The sequence below is a fragment of the Paenibacillus sp. FSL W8-0426 genome, from assembly GCF_037969725.1.
In the GTDB taxonomy this organism is placed as follows: Bacteria; Bacillota; Bacilli; order Paenibacillales; family Paenibacillaceae; genus Paenibacillus; species Paenibacillus hubeiensis.
Genome location: NZ_CP150203.1, coordinates 6,271,640 through 6,294,552 on the forward strand (window position 1 = coordinate 6,271,640; position 22,913 = coordinate 6,294,552).

Below are 22,913 nucleotides of genomic sequence, written 5' to 3' on the forward strand. Positions count from 1 at the left end.
CTACAGCTGCATGCTGTAATCTTCGCTTGTGGATTTATGGCATCCATACGTGGGTTTTGCCCACATGACGACGTAATCCAATCATTCACTGCGCAGGATCACGGAGGTCAATCAGGCGATACGCTGAGCTCCCTTGTTGTTTGGACAAATCCAAATCTGCCGGAACAGCCGGCAACACCGACAGCTCCATCCCCTGCCTCAACATCAGTTTCTCTATAATGCGAACCGTCTCCGCTTCCCTGCGTTCAGCAATGACTGTCATCGTAAAGCTCTTTCCACGATAAAACAGCTCCCGGCAAAGCGTCCGTACAATACCTTCGATCCGTTGTACCTGATTGGAAGGAATGAGCACGATTTGCTCGATGCCTTCGGATTGCGGATGGGACAGATGACGGTGATGCATGACATGAACCGCCATTGCCGCCAGGAAGTAGATGAGCAGAATCATAGTCAGATGAGCAACCATGGCAACTGCACCTCCTCGAAAGGTCATGTTCACCCGTGGCGAACATCCCTGTATACGACAGTATATGCCGCACTTTCGAAAGGGTTACACTTGCTGCAGGTTTATCGCCTTGCTCTGAACATTCGTTCTGCACGTCCCTGCACTTTGTTCATTTGCAGGATTAAAGTCCATTAACCCGCATACCGGTTCAACATTTTGAACAGGCGCGAGTGATCCATAATCCGTATATGATTTCGTTTGCTGCAATTCCCCTTGCTCCTTCGGCCATTACAGCGTAACCCAGCCATACTTAATAGAGTTGATAACAGCCTGTGTACGGTCATCCACTTCCATTTTTTGCAGAATGCTGCTGACATGGTTTTTCACCGTTTTTTCGCTGATGAACAAGAACTCCCCAATCATTTTGTTGCTCTTGCCTTCAGCCATCAGGCGCAGTACCTCAGCCTCGCGACGCGTCAGCGGATTGTTGTCGCCTGCAACGAACTTCACGCCCGCCTCCTTCGACACCCCTTCGCTCATGGCTCCCGTCTCATTCAAATATGTCATGCGGCGCAGCTGCATGATCAGCTTGCCGGTGACCTTCGGATGAATGAACGCATGCCCTTCATGCACGGAACGAATCGCATTGATCAGAGATTCGGCCTCCATGTCTTTCAGCAAATATCCGTTCGCGCCTTTGCGCAACGTCTCGAACACGTAACTCTCGTCATCGTGAATGGACAAAATGATGACTTTGACGTCCGGGAACAGCTCGCGCAATTTCTCGGTCGCCTCTACCCCGTTCTCCACCGGCATATTGATGTCCATCAATACGATATCCGGTTTGTCCTGATTGCAGAACTCAAGCACCTGAATGCCGTCGCCGCATTCGCCGATGACCTCAATGTCGTCCTCCATATTCAAAATGCGTTTCAGTCCTTCGCGGAACAGCTGATGATCATCAGCGAGCAGAACCTTAATCGGTGCGTTTCCAGTATCACGGTTTTCCATCATGCTACTCCTTTCCCTTATCCACGTTTGTCGGAATATGAATCACGATTTTGGTTCCCTGATTCTCCGCGGATTCAATTTCTATTCTGCCTTCCAGTAGCTCAACCCGCTCTTTCATCCCAATCAAACCGAAATGGTTGTGCTCCTTGCTCTTCTTGGCGAGAAGCTCCGGTTTAAACCCAAGCCCATTGTCTTGAACGACAATTTTGACGAGCTGAGCCTGGTATGTAATTTCCACTACAACATAAGTGGGATAAGCATGCTTTGCGGCATTGGACAATCCCTCCTGCACGAGACGGTAAATGGCTGCCTCCATTGCAGAAGACAAGCGATGTTCCTTTCCCCTTGTTTCAAAAAGCGCGCGGATTTTCGTTTTTTCCTCAAAATCCTGCACGTATTTCCGAAGCGTGGGAATCAGGCCAAGATCATCCAGTGCCATAGGACGCAAATTGAATATCACTTTTCTCATCTCTTCAAGACTTGAGCGGACCTGGCCTTTCAAGTCTACTATTTCGGCCTGGACCATCTTAAAATCCTGCTTGGTGAGCATTCTTTCTACAATTTCCGTCCTAAGCACTAGATTGGCAAGCATCTGCGCAGGGCCGTCATGAATCTCGCGGGCAATGCGTTTTCGCTCTTCTTCCTGGGCCAAAATGATTTTCAAGCCGATCATTTGTCGGTTTTTGGCGGACTCAATGATGCGTGTCACTTGACCTAGTTCGCCAGACAGGTACTCCAGCACAACCCCCATCTGAGAACCGATCGTCTCGGCACGCTCCACAGAAGCCTCCACGTTTTTGGCGCGCTTCTGCAGATCGTCCCGACGAGCCTTCAGATACATTTCCTTCTCACGGTAAATCATCAAATCCAGCTGCAGCTGCGTGGCCTTCTCGTAGGCCTGCTTGATATCATGCTCGGAATAACGGACGAAGTCGCGACTGACCTCGGTCAAACGAATGCGGGAGCGGCGGTAGTTCAACTCCAATTGATCGACCTTTTCGATCGTTTCCGCCGCTTCCTTCAGCACGGACTTCAGCTCATCGTTGAGCGTCTTCAGCTCCTCGCGCGTGGAGTCCATAATTTCGAACATCTGATATTTGCTGTTTTCCATGACTTGTATGGCGTTTTTGATGACGCGATCTATGGCATCGGCTTGTAAATCCACGTTAATTCGACTCCATTTCTATCGTTTCCGGTATATATCATACCATATCACGATGAGATGGTAACGGTCTTCGTGTTCTGTTCCCATTTTACGGTCAATCCAAGCTGCTCGGATACGAGTCGAAGAGGGACTAAAGTCCTACCCCCACTTACGTAAGGCGCAACCGCTGCGCTCTGTCGTTTTCCGTTCAAAACGAATTCTTTCTGCCCGACCACAAGGTCGATCAATTTTCCGCCGCGGATCACGGTAATGCGTTGGTTTTTGCTATCCCAGCCCGCCTGACCGCCAAAAGCGTCGAGCACATGTTTGATCGGTACGTAGGTTGTGCCGTTTTTCAGCACGGGTGCGGCATCAATCGTTTTTTTCGTGCCGTTTACCGTCATCGATTTTTGCCCCAGCACCAGGGATGCCGTGCCTGTCGGCAAACCGACCTCGCTCGATTTGGATGGCATCGTAAACGCGATGTTGTCGAAGGCAACGGTTCCCGTTTTTGCGCGTTCATCCTGCCCCTCTTCCACGTTTACGACATAGACGCGTTTCAGTTTGGCCGGATAAGCGATATTCAGGCTGTTCAGATCAACGTTTACCGTTTTCCAACCGGTCCAATCAATCGCTTTGGCGATATCCGCGTATACCGTATTGCCGTTTGCATCGGTGAACTCGGCACGCATCCAGTTCAGACTCTTGTCGCCCATAACGTCCATCGACATGGATGTGGCTGCAGCGGATATTTCTTTGCCCGTCGTACCGTTAAGCTGTGCGTATGCATACATTTTGCCGGTTCCAGCCGTCATGTCATAGCTTAATTGCAGCACTTTGGAACCTGCTTTGTCCCCCGTTCCCGCCGCTACCGTCGCAGAACCGGTCACTCCTGCCGCATTGGTCGTGAAGCTGATCGGGTAATTCACGTTCTCGAAATTCTCCCATATCGTTTGGCTGTCTGCCGCCGTAAGCACAACTACCGTGCTGAACCCGTCATACCGCCCGATGGCATATCCGACCTGTGCTCCGGAATCCACGGAAGATACCGTGAGCTGGTCCCCGGACACTTTGCCTTTGAAGCCGATGAATTCCCATTTCAGCGAATCCGCCGGAACCGTTACGCTTTGTCCGTCCTTCGTTTTGGCCGTTACCGGAATCGAAACGGTTGCGCCGGCTTTCAGCGAGCCCATGCCCGATCCTGCCGTCAGCGAAGCCAGCTCGCTGCTGCCCAGCACCGTCACTTTAACCGAGGAAGAAACGCCGTTGCTTGTGGCCGTCAATGTCGCCGTACCCGGCTTCACGCCTTTGACCGCGCCATTGCTTACGCTCACGATGCCGTTGTTGCTGGATTTCCAGGACAGGGTAACGTTGCCCATATCAATCGGGTTGTAGTAGGTGTCATATCCTTTGGACGTATACTTGCCTTCCTGGCCGACCAAAAGCGTTTTGGCACCACTGATCGCAAAGCCTTTCAGCTTGCCTTCCGGCGCTGTAGAGAACACACCCAGGGAATTCACGACTTGACGCTGCTCCGTGCCATATTCCGTATTAAAGGTCAGGCTGGCCGTTTCCTCTCCAAGTGGCCGGGTTACCATCGTCGTGGAACCGCCGCCGTCCAGATTCATTCCTTTCCAGACGCCGATGTTGGTCATGAACGACTGCAGCTCCGTTAACGACATGCCGCTGCTGTTGCTGTTTTTCTCCGCGGCCACGATGTAAACATAACGTCCGTCCTGAGAGTAGCCGACCGCCGTTCTCGCCCGAATGCCTCCAATGCCGGAAGCCGCGATATCACGCGAAAAAGACGCCGCCTTCCCACCGTTAACCAGAATGGTATGACCGCCGATCATCGTTTGCAAATCGGATGGGTCGACCGTCTGTCCCGTTATTTTGGTCTTCAGCTTGTAATCCGTTCCCAGCTTCTGGCCAACAGCCAGATGGTTCATGATCCACGCCGCAGCCGTGCCATGTGCACGCAGAATGTACCCATCTTCAGGAACGGTCATATTGAGGGCAGCCTTATCCGAAATTTGGGTAATAACCCCGTTCTGCACAAGCACTTCGGTTGGCGTGGTCGAAGGATCGTTTGGACGTTTGGTTGAAGTCCAAGCCGGTGTATAAATATACATGGAGTTGGCATGGCTGTATTTGACGGAATCCGTTTCCACCGTATAATCTTCCTTATTAATACCACGAAGCGGGAACGTTGAACCATCATCCGCTGTTACAATGCCTTCAAAGGAATATTCGTCGATCATCGGTTTGCCGTCCTTGGTCACCGTGAGGGCATACATGCCCGAAAGCTCCGAAGGCGTCGACACGATTACGCCATCAGACACCTGTCCGCCAATCGGCGCGAGTTCGCCCGAGACGTTGAAATAATCGCCGTTCACGGCAGCTACCGCTTCGTTTTCCTTGGCCATGCCGCCCGTGCTTTGTTTGCTGTTCAGATTGCCGCCTTTGCCGGTCATGACATCCAGCTTCACGTATGGATTTTGCAAATCCACCTGCACGACATCAGCCAGCACATTCACCTTTTGTCCTGAACGCGTCGTAGTATATTGATATTTGATCAGTTTTGCGCCTGATGTCAGAATTTCCTCGCTAAGCTTGCTTGTGTTCGTTGCCGCCGCGGCAGCCACCGACCGCCACGAAGTGCCGGACCATACCTGCGATCCCGCGCCCAATACGGGAGTAATCCAGATCACGCCTGCGAGCGTGACGATCATCCATTTTTTCGTTCTGCTGCCCTTCACGTCTTTCCGTAGTTTCCCGTGTTTCCCCAGCATGTTTGAAACGACTCTCCCATCTTGTATATCAAACTTAGGCATTCCGGATTCGGTTGCCGAAAGGCAGCCAAACGATCGGATTCCTAGCATACTCTACTAGTAATAGACTGCTTTGGGCCCGAAAAGTTACGCAAGCTGCCCGAATTGGCACATCGCTTCTGCGAATAGCCGTGATCCGGCGCAACGGAAAAAACCTATCAGCAGCGAACGGCTGATAGGTTTTCTTTAGTTTACAATAATCCTTCCATGCATTCGGACCATTACATATAACCGATGTTGTTCAACATGCGCTTCAGCATCAGGACTGCTTCCGCTTTCGTGGCATTCTGCTGCGGCTCGAATTTCGTGTCGCTCGTGCCCTGCATGATGCCGGCCTGAACAACCCGGGCCACTGTATCTTTGGATACGATCTTTTTGCGATCTTTGAACCTGGACAGCGTATCTTCCGCCGACACTTGAAGTTCTGCAGGCTGATCGACATAACTCATCGCCCGTGCCATCATGAGGGCCATCTGCTCCCGCGTGATCAAGCTGTTGGGCTTGAAGGTTCCGTCCTGGTATCCGCCGATGATTTCTGCCTCCGCAGCTGCTCCGATATAAGCAACCGTCGTGCTGTTTCCAGGAAGATCGCTGAACTTCTGAGCCGCTTCCCGATTTCCCTTTAGTCCCAATCCCTTGGCGATCAGTTCGGCGAATTCTGCTCTGGTAATTTTCTGGTCAGGCTTAAGGGTGGCTTGAGCGGCAGGGCTGATGATCCATTTTGACGTCAATTCCGTCAGCGCTTCCCGCTGCCAACTTTTTGCATTTGGATAACTGACCAGATGAGTGACAGGCGTAACGACCTGACTGCCGTTCAATTGCCCTCTGGCAACCATGCCGGCAGATGTAGACCGGAATGTAGTCGGAACGTAGGTTAACGTTTGCGTCGCCGGATCAATAGCAGCGAATGCAGTCAACGTCGTGGACGTATTTCCGGGAAGCTGCATCCAGAATTGACCTTTAATGTTCTGCTCCACGTTTTGATCTGTGTTTCCGTTGTAGAGCGAGACGAACACCTCTGTGACATTGGCCAATCGATTCGCATTGGAATTGGACAACATGTATTCGAACGTACCCAGCGACAACACAGGTAAGGCCTCAAGCTGCACGTTCAGGATGGCCGTTCCCGGTGCAGTCGTGATCCCTGCGCTTTGTCCCATGGAAGAGACATTCAGTTTGGACAAAGGAACAACCCATAAGCTGTCTCCGTACTTGATGCCAAATGTACCTGTCCGATAGTTGGACACCAGCTGCGACAGGGCATGGAATGGAATCCCTACGTAGGCCGATGCTTCGCTGGAAGGCACCTCGAACACGACCGGCTGAGCAAGCTTACTGTTTGAAGCTGCATATGAGAAAGCCTGTGCAAGTTTCGTGCCATCCAACGTGTATTGCCGAGTCGAACGGCTATTTTTCGACACTGTGATTTGGGAAGTGGCCATCTCATTTTTCATGACATACATCGCTTGGCCAAACCCCGACTCCGCTGCACTCATTTCCGTGAGCCAAGTCGGACGTCCTTCCACCGTTGTTGGATTGTCGGTGGTTGTGCTTCCGCTTTGCTGCACGGACATCGGTCCGAATGCTGCAATGGCATTGGAGGCCGCATCCCTGATCGGCACGGCCCCCGGCGTGTAACTTACGGTGCCCGTTTGTCCGGCGGAGGCTGACGCCGCCAATTTCAGAGTAACTACGCTGCCGGAAGCGGAAGCGGAGCTCACGGAAACTGCACTGCCCCCCATTTGTACATAGAACTGAGCAGGCGTCAAGGCCGATTCCGTTTTGACTGCATTGCGGAAGTTGATCTGAATGGTATCCCCCTGCAACGAAGCTGACAGGATCATGCCGTTGCCGTACGTATATTTCACCGGCTCCAGGTTCAAGTATCCTGCAGGGTTGCCGTTTAAGTCAGTTAGGCGGGCTGTTCCCGGCACGTACGACAATGTTACGGTTTGCGTGCTCGTCACGGCTGACGCCAACGTCAGCGTCACGACATTATCCTCAATTTCCGAATCGTTGACGAATACCGCTTTGCCGTCGGCCAACACGGAGTATTGGCTTTTCAACGGTTTGTTGGTCCGGCTTAGCGGTTCGTTATAACGCATCCAAAGCTTGTTCCCGCTCACTTCGGCACCCGTAAATTCAGGCGGCTTGGTGTCGATGCTGTTGCGGACGTAAAATCCACTAAAACCGGCAAGCGCTTGGCCGCGGCTATCTTTCACGGGATATGTCCCTGGCTGATAGGATACCTGAACAACCTCACCGTTCTGAATGGCACGGCTCAGATTAAGAGATACTACTGACCCGTTATTGCCTGACATGCTGGCAATGTCGACGCTTGATCCGTCTGCGGTAACGCTAAATTGTTTCACCGCATCGGAGGAAGCAATGTAGACACTTTCAGGGTAGTACAACGTAATCGTGCTGTTATAAACCGTTCCTTCCCTTGGTTTGGACATGATGGAATCCAGGCCGTTCTCCACTTCTCGTAACGAGAATCCAACTGCCGGATTCAACGACAGATCCTGGATTCGTCGCATCCCTGTTCCTGGAGTGTAAGAGATCCGGACTACTTGTCCCACGGCTACGCCCGTATCGAGCACGACATAGACGCTATCCCCGGACACATATGCAGTATTCACGCTGCGTGTCTCTCCGTTCACCGTTACCGTGAAGCTGGATGGAAACGAATCGGTGCCAGAAAGATATTCGTCATACGTCAACCGAATGATCGTGTTGCTGTACATTTTGGCCGTCTTGAGCACAGGTGCCGTCCGATCCGGACTTAATGTCCTGAACGTCCAGGACGCAGACCCGTTCAGGCCGGCAAACAGATTGCCTGACTTGTCCCGCAATTCCCCGCCCGGAATATCCACGGTATAGGTCGTATTGCCCAACAAGCTGCTCAGCAGGATGACGCGGAGCTGCCGATTGTTCGAAGCATTGACTACCGTCGATGTCGGAATGACGGATCCGTTCGAGCTTTTCAGCGTGACTGATCCTTGGTAATTGGGATCCAGTTCCTTATTGAATGTAACGGTAAATTCACCGGTTAACGCCACATTGCTAGCTCCGTTGGACGGGGACAAAGATGACACTGTGATCGCGGTCGGATCGGATTGGAAGGCCGTAAAGCTCCATCCCCCCAAGGCGATTCCGGCGATATCATTGCCCGCGCTGTCCTTCACGGCTCCGTCCGGAATGACTACGGAGTATGTATTGCTGTTCACAAAATTGTTTACGGGGTCGATCATGAGCGTATTTCCGCTAATCGTTACTCGCGGCGACCCGGCAGCAACATTAACAGTTTCGCTTACTGAGGATCCCTGATAGATCTGGATTAATCCTGTACCAATGGAGATCGCACCACTGTATGTGATCTGGATGTTGGAGCTTAGCGGTACGGATACGGCCCCTTTGAGCGGAGAAAATGCCGTTGCCGTGACAGTGCTTTGGACCTTTATGGAGAAGTTCCATGTTTTCCCTGTCGGCCCACTGACCCCTTCCTGGGTGTCACCTACGGTCACGAATGCATTATCATCCATTTCCACGTAATATCGACCTGTCTGCAAAGCATCGTGAGCAATTGAAATTTCTTTCCCTTGCGGGAGATCAGTCCCTGCGAACGTAACCTCGCTGCTATTAACATCTACCTCATCGATTAACAGATTGCTGTCATAGCTTTTGATTCGTATTTTCCCACTCGGGTTTTCAGCCTTTTTGACTTCTTCCGAGAAGACCACTTTTAATGGTGCCGTGCCGTCCGTTACCGTCGTATCTGCGGCAGGGTATATGGATTCGATCGCACTTGCCCAATCCTGAGCAGCATAAGCCCTGTTCGTTTCGCCGAACGGAATGCCGGACCAGCCTGTTGCAGCCAGCAAAACCACCAGCAGGACAATCATGCCTTTTTGCATCAATTCTTTTAAGCTCACCTTTCTTTCCTCCTTCTCCTGATATCAACCGTCTGATACACAGACTTCATGATGTATATCGGTTTCGGTGGAAAATTTAATTAGCCATATGTAAATGATTAGGAATGAAACTCTGTGAAAATGTGGATACGCAAAAAGCCCCGATTCCTCGTTAAAGGATCGGGGCTTCAACACATTCGAACGGTGCAGCCGAGCTTACAGGCCCGCTTGGGATTTCAACGTATCCGCTTTGTCCACGCGTTCCCAAGGTACATCCAGGTCTGTACGGCCGAAGTGGCCGTATGCAGCCGTTTGTTTGTAGATCGGGCGACGCAGGTCCAGCATGCGGATGATGCCTGCAGGACGAAGGTCAAAGTTGTTGCGAACGAGTTCAACCAGCTTCTCTTCGCTGACTTTGCCTGTGCCGTATGTATCGACGTTGATCGATACCGGGTTGGCTACGCCGATCGCATAAGCAAGCTGAATTTCCACCTTGTCCGCCAGACCGGCAGCCACAAGGTTTTTAGCCACATAACGAGCTGCATACGCTGCGGAACGGTCTACTTTCGTCGGATCTTTACCGGAGAAGGCACCGCCGCCATGACGGGCATAACCGCCATACGTATCAACGATGATTTTGCGTCCGGTCAAACCGGCATCGCCTTGAGGTCCGCCAATCACGAAACGGCCGGTCGGGTTGATGAAATATTTGGTCTGCTCGTCCAGTAATTCAGCCGGAACGACAGGCAGGATCACATGCTCCTTGATATCTTTCTGGATTTGCTCCAGGGTTATTTCTTCGGCATGCTGCGTGGACACGACGATGGTATCGACGCGTACAGGCTTGTCGCCATCGTATTCAATGGTGACTTGCGTTTTGCCGTCCGGACGAAGGTACTCCAACGTACCGTTTTTGCGGACTTCAGCAAGACGACGCGCGATCCGGTGGGACAAAGCAATTGGCAATGGCATAAGTTCAGGTGTTTCGTTTGTGGCAAAACCAAACATCAAACCTTGGTCGCCTGCACCGATATTTTCAGTTTCACGAGCCATTTGCTCTGGATCACGATTCTCCAGCGCAGCGTTTACGCCTTGGGCAATATCCGCAGACTGCTCATTCAGGGAAGTCAGGACTGCGCAAGTGTTGTAATCGAAACCGTATTTGGCACGAGTATATCCGATCTCCTTCACCGTGTTGCGTACGATGGACGGAATGTCCACGTATTCCGATGCAGAGCTGATTTCACCGATAACAAGCACAAGGCCTGTAGCCACCGAAACCTCGCACGCCACGCGCGCATTGGGGTCATTCGCCAGGAATGCGTCCAATACGGCGTCAGAGATCTGGTCACAGATTTTATCCGGATGTCCTTCGGTCACAGACTCCGATGTGAATAAATGCCGGCCTTTCACAGACATTGAAGCTCAACCTCCCATAACTTGTAGTATGGCTATTGCCCGAATAAAACATTTACGGTAATTTCGTTAGTTGTACGCGCATTCTGGTTTTCACGAGAAACCAAAGAATGACCTACGTTGGCGAAAATGAAATTGTTCAGGTAATTGCCTCGAGATTCCAATAAAAAATCAACCTTTTCCGCTCGGGAAAAGGTTGCATACCTCAAATGCCATCTTATCGCATTTGTCAAACGGTGTCAATTATAGCAGTAGGGAATAAAACCTTGGAAAATGCCTATAAAGACTGCTCTGCCTGACGGATGAGCCGCTTGGTGATCTCCCCGCCAACCGATCCGTTTTCACGCGAGGTGAGATGCCCCCACCCTTTGTATTGACCGTAAGAATGATTGCCGATTTCCCCCAGCTCGGAACCGAATTCCGTATCTGCCCCAGCCGATCCTCTGCTGCCATACCCAACGTTCAAACCGAATTCAGCCGCGATTTCGTACTTCATTTGATCCAACATCTGCCGGCTCTCCGGCACGACCTTACGATTGCTTCTCGCCACGATAAACTGCACCTCCGAATGATGGTTTAGTACAGTTATAGGGTAAACCGCCTGGTCATGGGTTAGCCGTATTAATGTTTGTTAGAACTGGTTAATCTGGACAAGGCATGATTTTCATGAATGTATAATTACCGTCAACACTGCACAACTTATTTCAGAGTATAACCGCCGCGAACCATGACAGTCAGGCTGTATTTGTTGCCTTCCACGACCTGAATGCCCCGTCCTTCCTTCGGAATCGTAAGCAAATGGTTCATTGGCGCCGCTTGACCATTGATCAAATCAACACCATCCGTCAGGTCGGCCACGCCGTTGGTGCCTTCGCTGATGATGACCGCTTTCCCGCTGCGAACGATGAATTCCGTTCCTGTTGATCCGATCAACTGTTGTCCAGGCTTCACAGTGACGATCTCCAAAGCCTCGGAAGCGCCGGAAGCAAGAGGAGGAAGCTCGGTTGCACTACCGGCACTACCCGCATTTGCAGAAGAGGACGCATTGTTGCCAGTACTGGCTGCATTTCCTGCATTCCCGGTATTTCCGGCATTCCCCGTTCCTGAACTAATACCGCCCCCAAGCGCCTTCTGAATCTGCTGATCCACATAGCTTTTCGTAACGACAGGATCATCCGCCGTTCCCGGCTGAATGGTTCCCGCGCCCGTAGCCGTATTGCTGTATACGGACCCGATCCACACACCTGCGCCTATGGCCAGTGCAGCCAGGGACACTTTCATATAAGATTTCATTAAACTACCTTCCTTTCTAATTCCATATAGACTTTCTATCACTCTATCATAGCTTAGTAGGAAGATTCTACATTTTCTCGCAACTTACTCCCCGCCTGGTAGGTTGCCTACTGCCGGGGCAAATCCCATCGCTTGCGTGGCCAACTTAATCCGTTGCCCTTGAAACTCATCATAGATAGCGATCGTGTAAGCACCGCTTCGTCTATCATCAAAAACAACGTCCTGGATGGTCCAATTAATGAACTGGTTATTGCCTTCTTTTAAATCCTTGTCCAATATAATTTCTTTATCAAAAGATTTTCCTGTCGGCTCGATGATTTGCAATATTAACTTATGCTCATTTTCAGGCAGGTTTAAATCGTTAATTCGGGATGCATCATAATTCCAAGAAAGATTGACCGTTGTTCCGCCACTTAACGTAGCTTTGAAATCCTTGGTTTCTAATGTATATGGATAAATATTTATATGTTTGATTGTCTCTTGCGCCGATTCCTGGTCAGGTTTGAGCGCAAAAGATACTGCATCGACATAACCTTTTCCCGACGTTCCTTGGGTTCCTTGAGTTCCTGTCGTGCTTTCACCTGCCACGGTTTGGCCAACCAGCAGTTTCATGTCTGACACAATCGTTTTTCGCGGAATTTTTGCCCATACGGTTACTAATGCAGAGTTGCCCGGCCCGGCAGGATAATCAATCTGCTTCACGGTTGTTTTATAATACTCGCCATTTTTGGATTCATAGTACCCCGTTAACTTAGCCAAATCAACTTGACGGTCTTCTACGTTTTTAACCTCTAGCTCGGTATACACGATATCGGAAGATGTTCCCGGATAGATCAAAGTTCGTTTCACTTTCATTTCGGCTTTCTTCCCGGAGGCGTTAATCGCATAATTATTCCCTACGTCAATTGTCGGAATCGCAGGCAGCTGTCCAATATGCGTAAGTCGGATCAACTCGGAGGAGTTTTCACCAGTAACTTCTGATAATGCTACCTGCAGTTGAGTTACGTCCAGATTGGTAGGGAGTGTAGTCAACAAATGGATATCAACGGACATCCCCGGTCCGAGAAGAGCGGAGCTCTGGCTCGTTAACAATTGCGTATCCGGAATATCGGCAGAATCAATAGACAACATTCCCTTTAGCTCAGGAAGTTTAAGCGTGTTGGTTGAGATGTTGCGTAAAGTAACTCTCGCAGACAAAACATCAGCATTTTCCCATGGCAGACGCTGAATCGAATTCCATGTAACCCCTAATGTCCCATTCTGTAATTGGAGGGTGTTTTCAGCACCGATCGATTTTTGCAAAGAAGTAGCTTCTGGCATAATATAAACTCCCGCAGGGTAGGAGAATTTAATTTCCTTGCTTTCAGCATTTTCAGCTTTAGGTGTGTTCATAACCAGCCTTAATGTTCCACTGGCCTCCTCATACGGAAGCTTAAAGGTCAAACGAATTAAACGCTCCTCATCGGGCTTTAATTTCAGATCGTCCAGCGCTTTCGTTGTTAAAGGATAATCATTTCCCTTGGCGTTCTGCACCGAAAATTCGTACTTGGGCACAGCAACTTCACGGGAGCCGATATTTTTTAGCCTGAAGCTGACCGTATAATAGTTATTCCAGTGAACCTGGCTATAGCTAACGTCCTTGACCTGTGTCTCGATCTTTCCTTTGTTATCTTCAAGCGTAATGACATTCTTTTTACCCACTACGATCTCAGAACTTTTTATCGTAGAAGCTTTTGGCATCTGCATGGTCGCTAGCGGAATAACCGATTTATCGGCTTCATTCTCCTGCACCATAATGAGCTCTGCTCCATCCAATTTAACCTTTTTGGGAATGGTAGTAATGTAGTTAATGCTTTTGGACTCCTGAGGCTGGAGACTATAAGTCGCTTCATTGGCATTTATGTTCAATGGATAACTACTGCCGCCAGCTGTCCTCAGTATCCATTTCACTGCCGGATTCTCTAAACCTTTGTAACCGACGTTGTGCAAATTGATTTTGACGCTTGCATAATTGTTGGTGTCAGAAGCAGCGAACGTTTGCAAGCTTTGGACTTTGATTTTTACAGGTACATCATTGATACGAACCTTTTTGGACGTGTTCATTGGGGTTGCCACCACATAGGATGATGGAATATTAATTTTGCCGAGCACATTCTCATAATTCGGTTTACTGAAATCCCATTTCACGATTTCGAAATTGAGATTGCTCAACTGGACGTTTTTACCCACAGTAGTCACATATGTAACGGATAACGTCGATCCAGCCGCAACACTTTTTTTCTCCGCATCCTGGGCCAGCAATTTGGAAGTATAACTTGTTCCACCCTTACTGCGAACCTTTGTCCAATAATCAACCAGCTGCAAGCTTTTTTTCTCATTGTTCGTATATGTGAGGGTATATGTAACAAGCTTGCCTTCATCCTGTGTCAGTACATTCACATCCGAAATTTTGACACTGCTTTTGTTCGATAGCTTGACACCCGGAACATTGGCCAGCGTTTTTAAGGTTGTTTTCGTTTGGGATATGGATTTCGAAGCATTTGCAGCTTGTACAGCTGGCAGATCATGTACCCAAACGATTGGAGTGATTCCCAGCACGACACTTGCGATCATGACTTTCCTCAGATTATTTTTCACACGAAACCTCCAAACATTAATTTCCATAGTATCTACAGTATAGACGATATTTTAGAGGAGGAAGTTTCAAAGATATTACTATTTGCCAATTCAATTTGAATTTTAAATTTACGCTTAGCCACAGTCTTATATAGCAACATAAATATGTTACTGTTCATGTATTCTGTTTATAATTCGACAGCAAAATACAACCTAGTAAAAACATAAAAAAGGCCCCACGAATTTCGTGGGGCCTCTTTCAATCGAGCTACAATTAAGGAGCTACGATTGTGCTGTTTTGAGCTGCAACTGTGATTGCGCCCAGAGCGTTGCCATTTTTATCAGCTACTGCTTTAGCGGATTCGTTGTTCGTTCCGTTGAATTTCAACGATACGAGTGCGTTTCCGTTGCCTGCTTGAGTAGCTGTAGCTGTAGCTGTTACTGTGATTTGGTTAGTACCATCTACTTTAACAGTGTCAATCTTAACTTCATCAGAACCAATGTTCAGAGTGAACAGTTCTTTAACGAAAGCATCTGTTACTTTGTCACTTTGATAAACATTTTCAGATACAGTGATTTTAGCAGTGTAAACATTTCCTGTTTTAGTGAATCCACCACTTACAAATGTTGGAGCGATACCATCTTGAACCTGAATTGGAGTTTTGATTTCAGCAATTCTGTTTCCATAAGCATCTTGAGTTTGTGGTGAAGATACAGTGCTTACGAATACGCCAGCCAGACTTACTGGGATTGCATCGTCAGCAAATTTCAGCAACAATGTTTTGTTGTTGTCTGTCAATGTGTAAGAAGTTGGTTGGGAAGAAACGCCAGTTACGGAGAAATCACTCAAGTTAACGTTGGACAATGCAGCGTCAAATTTGATTTTGATTTCTTTGCGGCTAGTAGCGTATACAGCATCAGTTACGCCGATTGTAGAACCGCCCAGCGAATCTCCAATAGTGAAACCATTGTTATTGAAGTATTTACCTTCGGAATCTTTGATGTAGCTTGCAGTAACTTCAACTTTACCAGTCCAATCAAAACCAGCTGGAACAGTACCAGTAACAGCAAGACGTACAGTGTTTGTAGAGATCAAGTTAATATCATTGTTTTCTTTCGCAATCTGGAAGGATTTACCATTCGCATCTTTAACAACATATTTTGCTGCTTCCAAAGCGTTTCCTTCACCAGTTGTTGCCAAAGTTTTGTTAAATTGAACATAGATGTAGTTCGGCTTAGCTTTTGTTACATCAGCCCATACACGAGTAACTTTACCGTTTTGAGCTGTGTTAGCGTTCAGAGTAGCAGTGTAAGGCAACAATACGTTACCAACATATGCAGTATCTACAACACCGGACACAGTCAATGTGTAAGTAGCGTCAGCATTCAAGCTGCTACCCAGGTTTACAACAACAGTTTTGTTGCTATCTGTGTATACAGGTTTGATTACTGGATGTCCGTTAGAATCAACTCCTGCGATGGAAGGAACTTTACCGTCAGAGTTTTTCAGCACATAGTTGTCAGCATTTGTTGCGGAATCAACTTTCAACGATTTGCTGAATTGGAACTTAGCATAGTAGTTTCCGTTCTCAACGTAGAAGTCTGTGCTTACAACAGTAGGACGAATAGTATCCAGTGTTGGAACCACTTTAGCATCTACAGAAGCAGAGTTGTTGCTGTAGTCACTTACGGAAGCCAAGTGAATAACGTTTTCACTGTAGTTCAATGGGTTGTTGAACTTCAGAGTTACTTTGTTGTCATTGATTTCGATCGATTGTGCACTGTTTCCAGTTACGTTTGCATATGCACTTGCAACGCTCTTCACAGTTTCGTCGAATTCAACAGTTACTTCTTTCAAGTCGTTGGACTTAACAGAAACAACTTGTGGCGCAGCTGTATCTACCGTTGCAGTGAATTTGCTTTCTACTGGAACGATTGTCAGACCGGAGAAGTCTTTAACATCGCTCACACGCAGCGTGTGTTCACCTGCAGTCAGATCTGTAGTTACGATTGCCGTGTTAGGGTAAACGTATTTTACAGAAGCAGCAATCACGTTGTTGTCAACGCGGAAAGAAGTAGCGTTAACTGTAGATTGTTGAACTGGCTCGCTGAATACAACTTTGAACGCTTTAGTTCCGAGTGCTTTTACTTCTTTCACTTCTGGAACTGCTACATCAAGTGGAGTAAACTCAACTTTTTGTGTGAATGTTTTTGTACCATCAGCGTTTTTAACGTTGTTGATTTGCAGGCTAGTCGCTCTTTGGTTAGTCAAAGAAGAAGAGTTTGCATCGATCAACAATGTTACAGTTGTTTTATCATCGGACAATGTAGCGCTTTTGAAAGAGATTCCGCTAATAACATAGTTATTAGTGCTTTCAGCAGTAGAAGGATCTACAGTACCGTCGAATTTAACTGTGATTTCTTTCAAGTTAGTCGCGGATACGGAAGATACTGCTTGAGCTACTGTAGTTACATAAGTAACTTTTTCAGTGAACTCTTTATCTTTGTAAGTAAATTTCACTTCAGTTTCTTTGTTAGCTTCGAGAGCTTTATCCAAAGTCACTTTTACAGTTTCGCCGTCGCTGATTGTGAAAGTAACGACTTTACCTGCTTCACTTACTTCATATTTTGTAACTTTCAGGTTTTGCGCTTGGTCAATTGCGTAAGCAGCGCCTACGAGCAATTCACGGGAAGCGTTTTTGGTGAAGTCCAAACCGGAATCAAGCAAACCAGCGTTGATTGCCGCTTGAACATAACCTTTAGCCCAAGCTGGAGCACTGTTGTTAGTTTCAGTTGGAACTTCCAGATCCAGTGCACGAGTCAGGATTGTAGCCATTTCAGCAATGGTTACTTTACCGTTGAAATCGAAGATTTTTTTCTCAGTGTTTTTACCTTCCATGATACCAGCAGCTGTTACTGCTTCGATGTAAGGTACAGCCCAGTTTTTAGCTGTGTAGTTTGGATCGTTATAGGAAAGAGTTCCAGTAACTTCTTTCAGACCCAGCAATTTAGTGATGACTTTTGCAAACTCAGCGCGAGTCATGTCTTTGTCCAGACCTGCTGTACCATTTGGATAGCCGTTGAAGATGCCTTTAGCTTTCAAAGCATCGAATTGTTGTTGAGGTGTTACTGCTGTATCACCGAATGCTACAGATGCAAACATCGAGAATGCCATTGCTGTAGACAAAGCGACGGATAAAATTTTCTTCATAACCTTTTTTTCTCCTCCTTGGGCGTTCATAACATGGGAATTTTCTTTAATAAGTTCGCTCGTGTTCCTCATATATTGTTGCACCCCCTTTCCAGAGTCCTGAGCAAGTTAATATAAATGATGTCTGTGAGCATATCACAGAAACTTGTAAACCAATCAATCATGCAAAAATAGAGTAGTTTCCTAATCCTACCTACGTATTATACAATGGGTCCCGCGTGGCGTAAAGCAATTTTTTCTAATAAATAGACAAGATTCTTCACGAGGTCATTCTTGGCAAGAGGCCCAATGTTTTTGACTCTACATCTTAAACGCAGCAAGTTTCAAAAAGTTGCGGGTTACTCAAAAAAAGTTTTAGATTTTTTTCGTTTAGCTGCCAAACAAAGAATCATTTGGTTTAAAACCGTATGCAAAAGCCTGCTGCATCAGCATTTCCACTCAACTTTAACCATGATTCACTTTAAACATTTCCCCCGCATTAACCCGGATTAAACAACATTTTCTTCAAAATAAAAATAAAAAAACACCCCATTATTGGGGTGTTCATAATTCCTGAGCCATCAATGAATCAACGAATTTTCATCGCCAAGTCGATAATTTGCGCCCGCATTTTGGGATCACTGTTCAATCTCAGGTACATATCGTCGATGGGTTGTCTGTTCTCGCGATAGGTTTTCTCATGCTTCATCGTTGTGTGGGACCAGTCGATTAGTTCGTTTTCGGCAAGAACCAGGTTGTTGTATGCATCATGGAAACCGGTCGCTTGTACAAGGCCTTCCATAACCTCTTGGCTGATTTCCTGCGTTTTGCGTGTATCTTCAATCTTTTTCTCCAGAATGACGGCTTGCTTCTCAAACTGTGTCTTCGCCTTCATGTAGCTCAACTGAGCTTTCGAATAAATCGGTTTCATTAGCTAACTTCACCCTCTAGATCATTGTGTATTTACCGATATTGTATCTTAAACTCTAGCAAATTACAAAAATAGTTATTGGTAAAATTTATTTTCCTACTATTATAAATGTGCGTTTATCAATTCGTTGATCACCGCAAAAGGACCTGCCCCCTTCGTCCAAGGGACAGGTCCTTCCTATGGCTAATCGGTCATTCGTTGATTTTAACTCAACGTTTTAGGGAATATTTTGGTGCTCTTCTTAAGCAGCTCGACGGCAATTTTCCCTGCTTCGGCACGTGTCAGATTGCCCTTTGGATTGAAGGCATACTGAGGTTTGGTTTGCCCCGCAACCGTAACAGGCGATCCTTCCATGATTTTAGCCTTGGAGACGGCCTGGATGGCCGGTCTTGCATAGGTTTCCATGCTGCCGGAATCGATGAACGACTTGGCCAATGCAGTTTGCAGTTTGGTGTCATTTGCAGCAACCTTCAATTCAAGCGCCCTTGCGATCATTACGGCTGCCTGCTCGCGTGTAAGCGGCTGGTCCGGCCCAAATACGCCATCAGTCAATCCGGTAATGATCCCTGCTCTAGCTGCGGTCTCGATGCTGTCATAATCCCACGTAATGGAGCTGGTTCCTGCCGCTACGTCCGTGAAGGTTGGTCTGTTGTCCGAAGTAATCGGCAAATTGAGGCCTTTCACGAGCAATGTAGCAAACTCACCTCTGGATGTGCGATCGTCCGTGCCAAATTGCTCAAACCGGAGCGGTGTCATAAATCCTTTGGCATACAGCGCATTAAGAATGTTTCTTGCCCATCCATGGTTGGTAACGTCGTTATAACTTCTTCTCAGCTTCATGACTTTGTAGTAGCCAAAGTTGTCGAACGGTACGGTTACCGTATGTTTCTTGGAATCCACTACACCGCCAATGCGTTTCCATTCACGATTCGGCGAATAGTAGAATACGGAAATCGTTGAACCCGCATCATCCACGACGTTCGAATCATACGTCAATGTCAGCGTCCCGCGCTGCGAAGGCTTGATCTTCCGTTCAGCAGGCAATTGCGGGTCGCCATACAGCGCTTCTGTAGTGTAAGGTCCGCTGCCATTGGTCGACGCTTTGTAATTGGAAGTGCCTCTCGTACCCGACTCTCCTAAACCACCGCTAATCCAGTAAATATCCGAAATCGGGCTGAAGTTTACGGTATCGCCAACAATGGCAGAAAATCTTCTGTAATACTCTTCAGGAACCGTCAGCGGCGACGGATCCTCGTCTGCCGTTTTGAAACCGACAATGCTGCCGTAATCGTTACGTCGTTCCACGATCCCTGTCGTTGGATCAGCAATCCCGAACAACAGCAGGTTGTTTGGATAGAACGTTTTGATGCCACTGTTATTTGTGCTTTCCATAACCGTCCCTTTCGGGAAGCTCAATTCCACGCGTTTGTTGAAGGCAGAATATTTGGTATTCACTTTTGGCGCCATGTACTGGGAGTCAACGCCTGCAGCGCCGGTATAATAAATTTCAATCGTATCCGTCGTTTTTACGCCATTACGGTCGACCGTGATTTTGATTTTGTTGGATTTGTCTTGTTTCAATCCTACGTAATCCACTGCAAAACGATCGGTTTCCGTATTTTGCAGCTTCGTTGCAGTCTCTTTATCGATGACGACGGAGGTTGCACCCTCGGCCTCGATATCAAAGTGCACAAAGTTTTTGTTCACAACGATTTGGTTGCCGGACGTTGGTTGAGGAGACAGGATGCGATAACCTGCTGCTTCGCGTACGATCTCTACCTTTTGGCTTGTTTTGGCTCCCGTTTTGTTGTACAGGTCAAGCGTATAAATATATGTCCCCGGCGTATCCGCCTTGAGGTTCCGCAAACGAACCATGAAATCCTGCTGCTGGCCTGTCCGGTCAACGATAACCGTATCGGGGCTGTTATCCAGGGCATACTGTGGATCGATGCTTGGCTCTTGCCATGTGGAAGTGCCTGCATCCGGAATGTTCAAGTCAAAAATTTTCTGCGTACCCATGCTCAAACTCATGCGTGTCGCACCTGCTCCACGAAGGACAAGGTCGAACGTCTTCAGACTGGTTGTGTACTTTTGATCACGAAACGTGAATTCCGGGGACAACGTAAGCAGGTTTTTCACCCATTGGTCATCCGGGTTATATGGCTCAACGAAATTCGGACGTTCTTTGGTTGGTGCAGGCAAGAAGCTTTGGATATTGGATACGTTGTTGTCGTTAATATAGATTCGAAGCTCTTTGGATACCTGGTTTAACTGACCTTTGTCTCCGGTTCCCGTTCCTGTAAGCACAATCCGGTTTTCCCCGAAATAGAGTGGTCCTGAATTACCATCCACCTTGATCTTCACCGAGAAGCTTCCGTCGCTGCCCAAAACAAGCTGTTGCTGTGTTGGTGTAGCTGCGGTGTCAGGGTGTGTCGTATGAACTTTAACGCCGTTAGCAAAAATTTCTGCAACAAAGTATTGGCTGTTCAGTGTCGCAAAATCCACGTATTTACCCGTAACGGTAATTTCGCGGGGCTGGTTGGCACCCATGTCATACGTTTGTCCATCGGACAAGTTTTCAACGAAAATGTAGTTTTTCGAAGCAAATGAAATGGTTGCATTGCGTCCCGCAGTGGAACCGTCAAATTTAAATTGCACGGTTTGGGTGCCGTTTTTGAAACCCGTAATGTGATAGATATATTTCGTTGCCGAAACTTTTTGCGTTAATACGATATCAATTGCGCTTGTCGCTTTAGGCAAGTATTCTGCAATAAGAGTTGTATTTTGCGGATCTCTGCTCGTTTCCACCATAATGTAGAAATCAGAGGAGCTTACGCTTGCGCCGTTCAACGGCTCGCCCGCAGGTACTGTACCTGTTCCTTTATAATCCTTGAGGTATTTCAAATCCGTAATGACCGTCTCGTTTTGCAAATAAATGAAGTTCATGTTCGTTCTTGCCGTTGTAGTGCCGTACTTAACCGACAACGAATGTTCCTGCACGCGGTCAATTACGCCTCCTGTTGATGTAAACGCAAGCGAAGGAATCGTAAAGGAAATCAACGCATACGATGGCGTATTGGCGCCTACGCTCGGAATGTTCTCAATGTTAGGCGTAATGCCAGTGACTGTGCCATCCACCGTAATTTCGGGCACCGCGCTCGCGTTGCTCACCGGAAGGAGAACCTGAACCTCTACATCCGCAGCCGCCGGATCTCCGCCGTAGGTAGGTGTATTGGACAACATGGTTTGGGCCACGCCGCCGTTCCTTTCAATCAGATCCAGCTGCGAGAATGGTTTCTCATCGTCATAATACAAAAGCGAATAATTAAAGACGTTTTTGTCTGTTCCGCTTTCGATCGTAATTTTAAGATCATTGACGCCGGCCTTCAAATTCAGTACAGGAGAATAGAACGTTCCGTCCTGGAGCAACGATGTTGGCAATGCCTGTCCATCATTGAGCGTCACGGTTACCTTGGAGGAGTTGTGAGCCGTCCCTTGCAGCGTCACTTGCTCAGCATCCACGACAATCTGAGCACCTTCATTCAGGTTTAGCGGGTCTGCTCCCCCATGCACTTGCAATTTTTCGATATAAGGCACGGAATCATACAGGATGTAGAAGCTTTCGGAGCGTTCGCTCGGTCCCTGCGATCCCGTGAAGGTCACTTTGTTCATTCCCGGGAACAGGGTAAGATTCGCTTTAAAGCGATTATCCGGACGGTCCGGGTCTACCGTGATGACCCCTGGGGCAACACGTGTGTTGTCAGGAATCCATGTACCGTCTTTCAAATTCAACAACTGTACATTCACGCCAAGCGTGGAGCCCGTCACATTGGTGAATGTACCTGTAATAGCTTGTTCACTGTTTGTTACAAGGTACGCGTTAGTACGAGACAAAAAGTCTGCCGTACCTGTCAGTTTCAAACCAACTGTATCTTTCAATTGTACATTAGCCGCATTGTCAGGAGTAAAATAACTCGTTTGTCCTGCCGCCGATGCGACTGGTGCAAGGCCTGCTGGTATCAACGTAACCACCAGCGCCAACATCATCAGCCAAATCATCGGCTTTTTCATACGCTGCATGCCATCATCTCTCCTTCTTTTAAGTCAGTTACCCTTATATAT

The 22,913-nt window shown here is 47.8% G+C and carries 12 protein-coding genes; all 12 read right to left on the bottom strand.

Annotated features, from left to right (window positions below; all coding sequences use genetic code 11):
- Window positions 1–85: 85 nt before the first annotated feature.
- The 12 genes from MKY59_RS28460 to MKY59_RS28515 all read right to left on the bottom strand — a co-directional run bounded on the left by MKY59_RS28460 (window position 86) and on the right by MKY59_RS28515 (window position 22,871).
- Window positions 86–466: a hypothetical protein gene (locus MKY59_RS28460; protein ID WP_236420940.1), complete on the bottom strand. Its 381-nt coding sequence runs from the start codon at window positions 464–466 to the stop codon at window positions 86–88.
- Between the two features lie 267 nt (window positions 467–733).
- Window positions 734–1,456 carry a response regulator transcription factor gene (locus MKY59_RS28465; RefSeq protein ID WP_236420949.1) on the bottom strand — a complete coding sequence of 241 codons (723 nt, stop codon included), beginning with the start codon at window positions 1,454–1,456 and terminating at the stop codon, window positions 734–736.
- A 4-nt stretch (window positions 1,457–1,460) separates the two neighbouring features.
- Window positions 1,461–2,621: a sensor histidine kinase gene (locus MKY59_RS28470; RefSeq protein WP_236420941.1), complete on the bottom strand. Its 1,161-nt coding sequence runs from the start codon at window positions 2,619–2,621 to the stop codon at window positions 1,461–1,463.
- 47 nt (window positions 2,622–2,668) lie between these two features.
- Window positions 2,669–5,392: a stalk domain-containing protein gene (locus tag MKY59_RS28475; protein ID WP_339274945.1), complete on the bottom strand. Its 2,724-nt coding sequence runs from the start codon at window positions 5,390–5,392 to the stop codon at window positions 2,669–2,671.
- Window positions 5,393–5,652: 260 nt separating this feature from the next.
- Complete coding sequence (locus MKY59_RS28480; protein ID WP_339274946.1) at window positions 5,653–9,366, bottom strand: Ig-like domain-containing protein; 3,714 nt, start codon at window positions 9,364–9,366, stop codon at window positions 5,653–5,655.
- A 195-nt stretch (window positions 9,367–9,561) separates the two neighbouring features.
- Window positions 9,562–10,764, bottom strand: a complete 1,203-nt coding sequence (metK, locus tag MKY59_RS28485) for a methionine adenosyltransferase (RefSeq protein WP_236412985.1) — start codon at window positions 10,762–10,764, stop codon at window positions 9,562–9,564.
- A 274-nt stretch (window positions 10,765–11,038) separates the two neighbouring features.
- Window positions 11,039–11,311 carry an alpha/beta-type small acid-soluble spore protein gene (locus MKY59_RS28490; protein WP_290371414.1) on the bottom strand — a complete coding sequence of 91 codons (273 nt, stop codon included), beginning with the start codon at window positions 11,309–11,311 and terminating at the stop codon, window positions 11,039–11,041.
- A gap of 149 nt (window positions 11,312–11,460) precedes the next feature.
- The gene (locus MKY59_RS28495) at window positions 11,461–12,054 is read right to left on the bottom strand and encodes a hypothetical protein (protein WP_339274948.1); all 594 of its coding nucleotides are present in this window, start codon (window positions 12,052–12,054) and stop codon (window positions 11,461–11,463) included.
- A gap of 84 nt (window positions 12,055–12,138) precedes the next feature.
- A complete protein-coding gene (locus MKY59_RS28500; RefSeq protein ID WP_339274949.1) occupies window positions 12,139–14,691 on the bottom strand; it encodes a hypothetical protein in 2,553 nt (850 codons plus the stop codon).
- A gap of 253 nt (window positions 14,692–14,944) precedes the next feature.
- The gene (locus MKY59_RS28505; RefSeq protein ID WP_339274950.1) at window positions 14,945–17,953 is read right to left on the bottom strand and encodes an S-layer homology domain-containing protein; all 3,009 of its coding nucleotides are present in this window, start codon (window positions 17,951–17,953) and stop codon (window positions 14,945–14,947) included.
- A 496-nt stretch (window positions 17,954–18,449) separates the two neighbouring features.
- A complete protein-coding gene (locus MKY59_RS28510) occupies window positions 18,450–18,791 on the bottom strand; it encodes a hypothetical protein (protein WP_236412993.1) in 342 nt (113 codons plus the stop codon).
- 204 nt (window positions 18,792–18,995) lie between these two features.
- Entirely contained in the window at window positions 18,996–22,871 is a 3,876-nt protein-coding gene (locus MKY59_RS28515; RefSeq protein ID WP_339274952.1) for an S-layer homology domain-containing protein, read from the bottom strand.
- Window positions 22,872–22,913 lie beyond the last annotated feature (42 nt).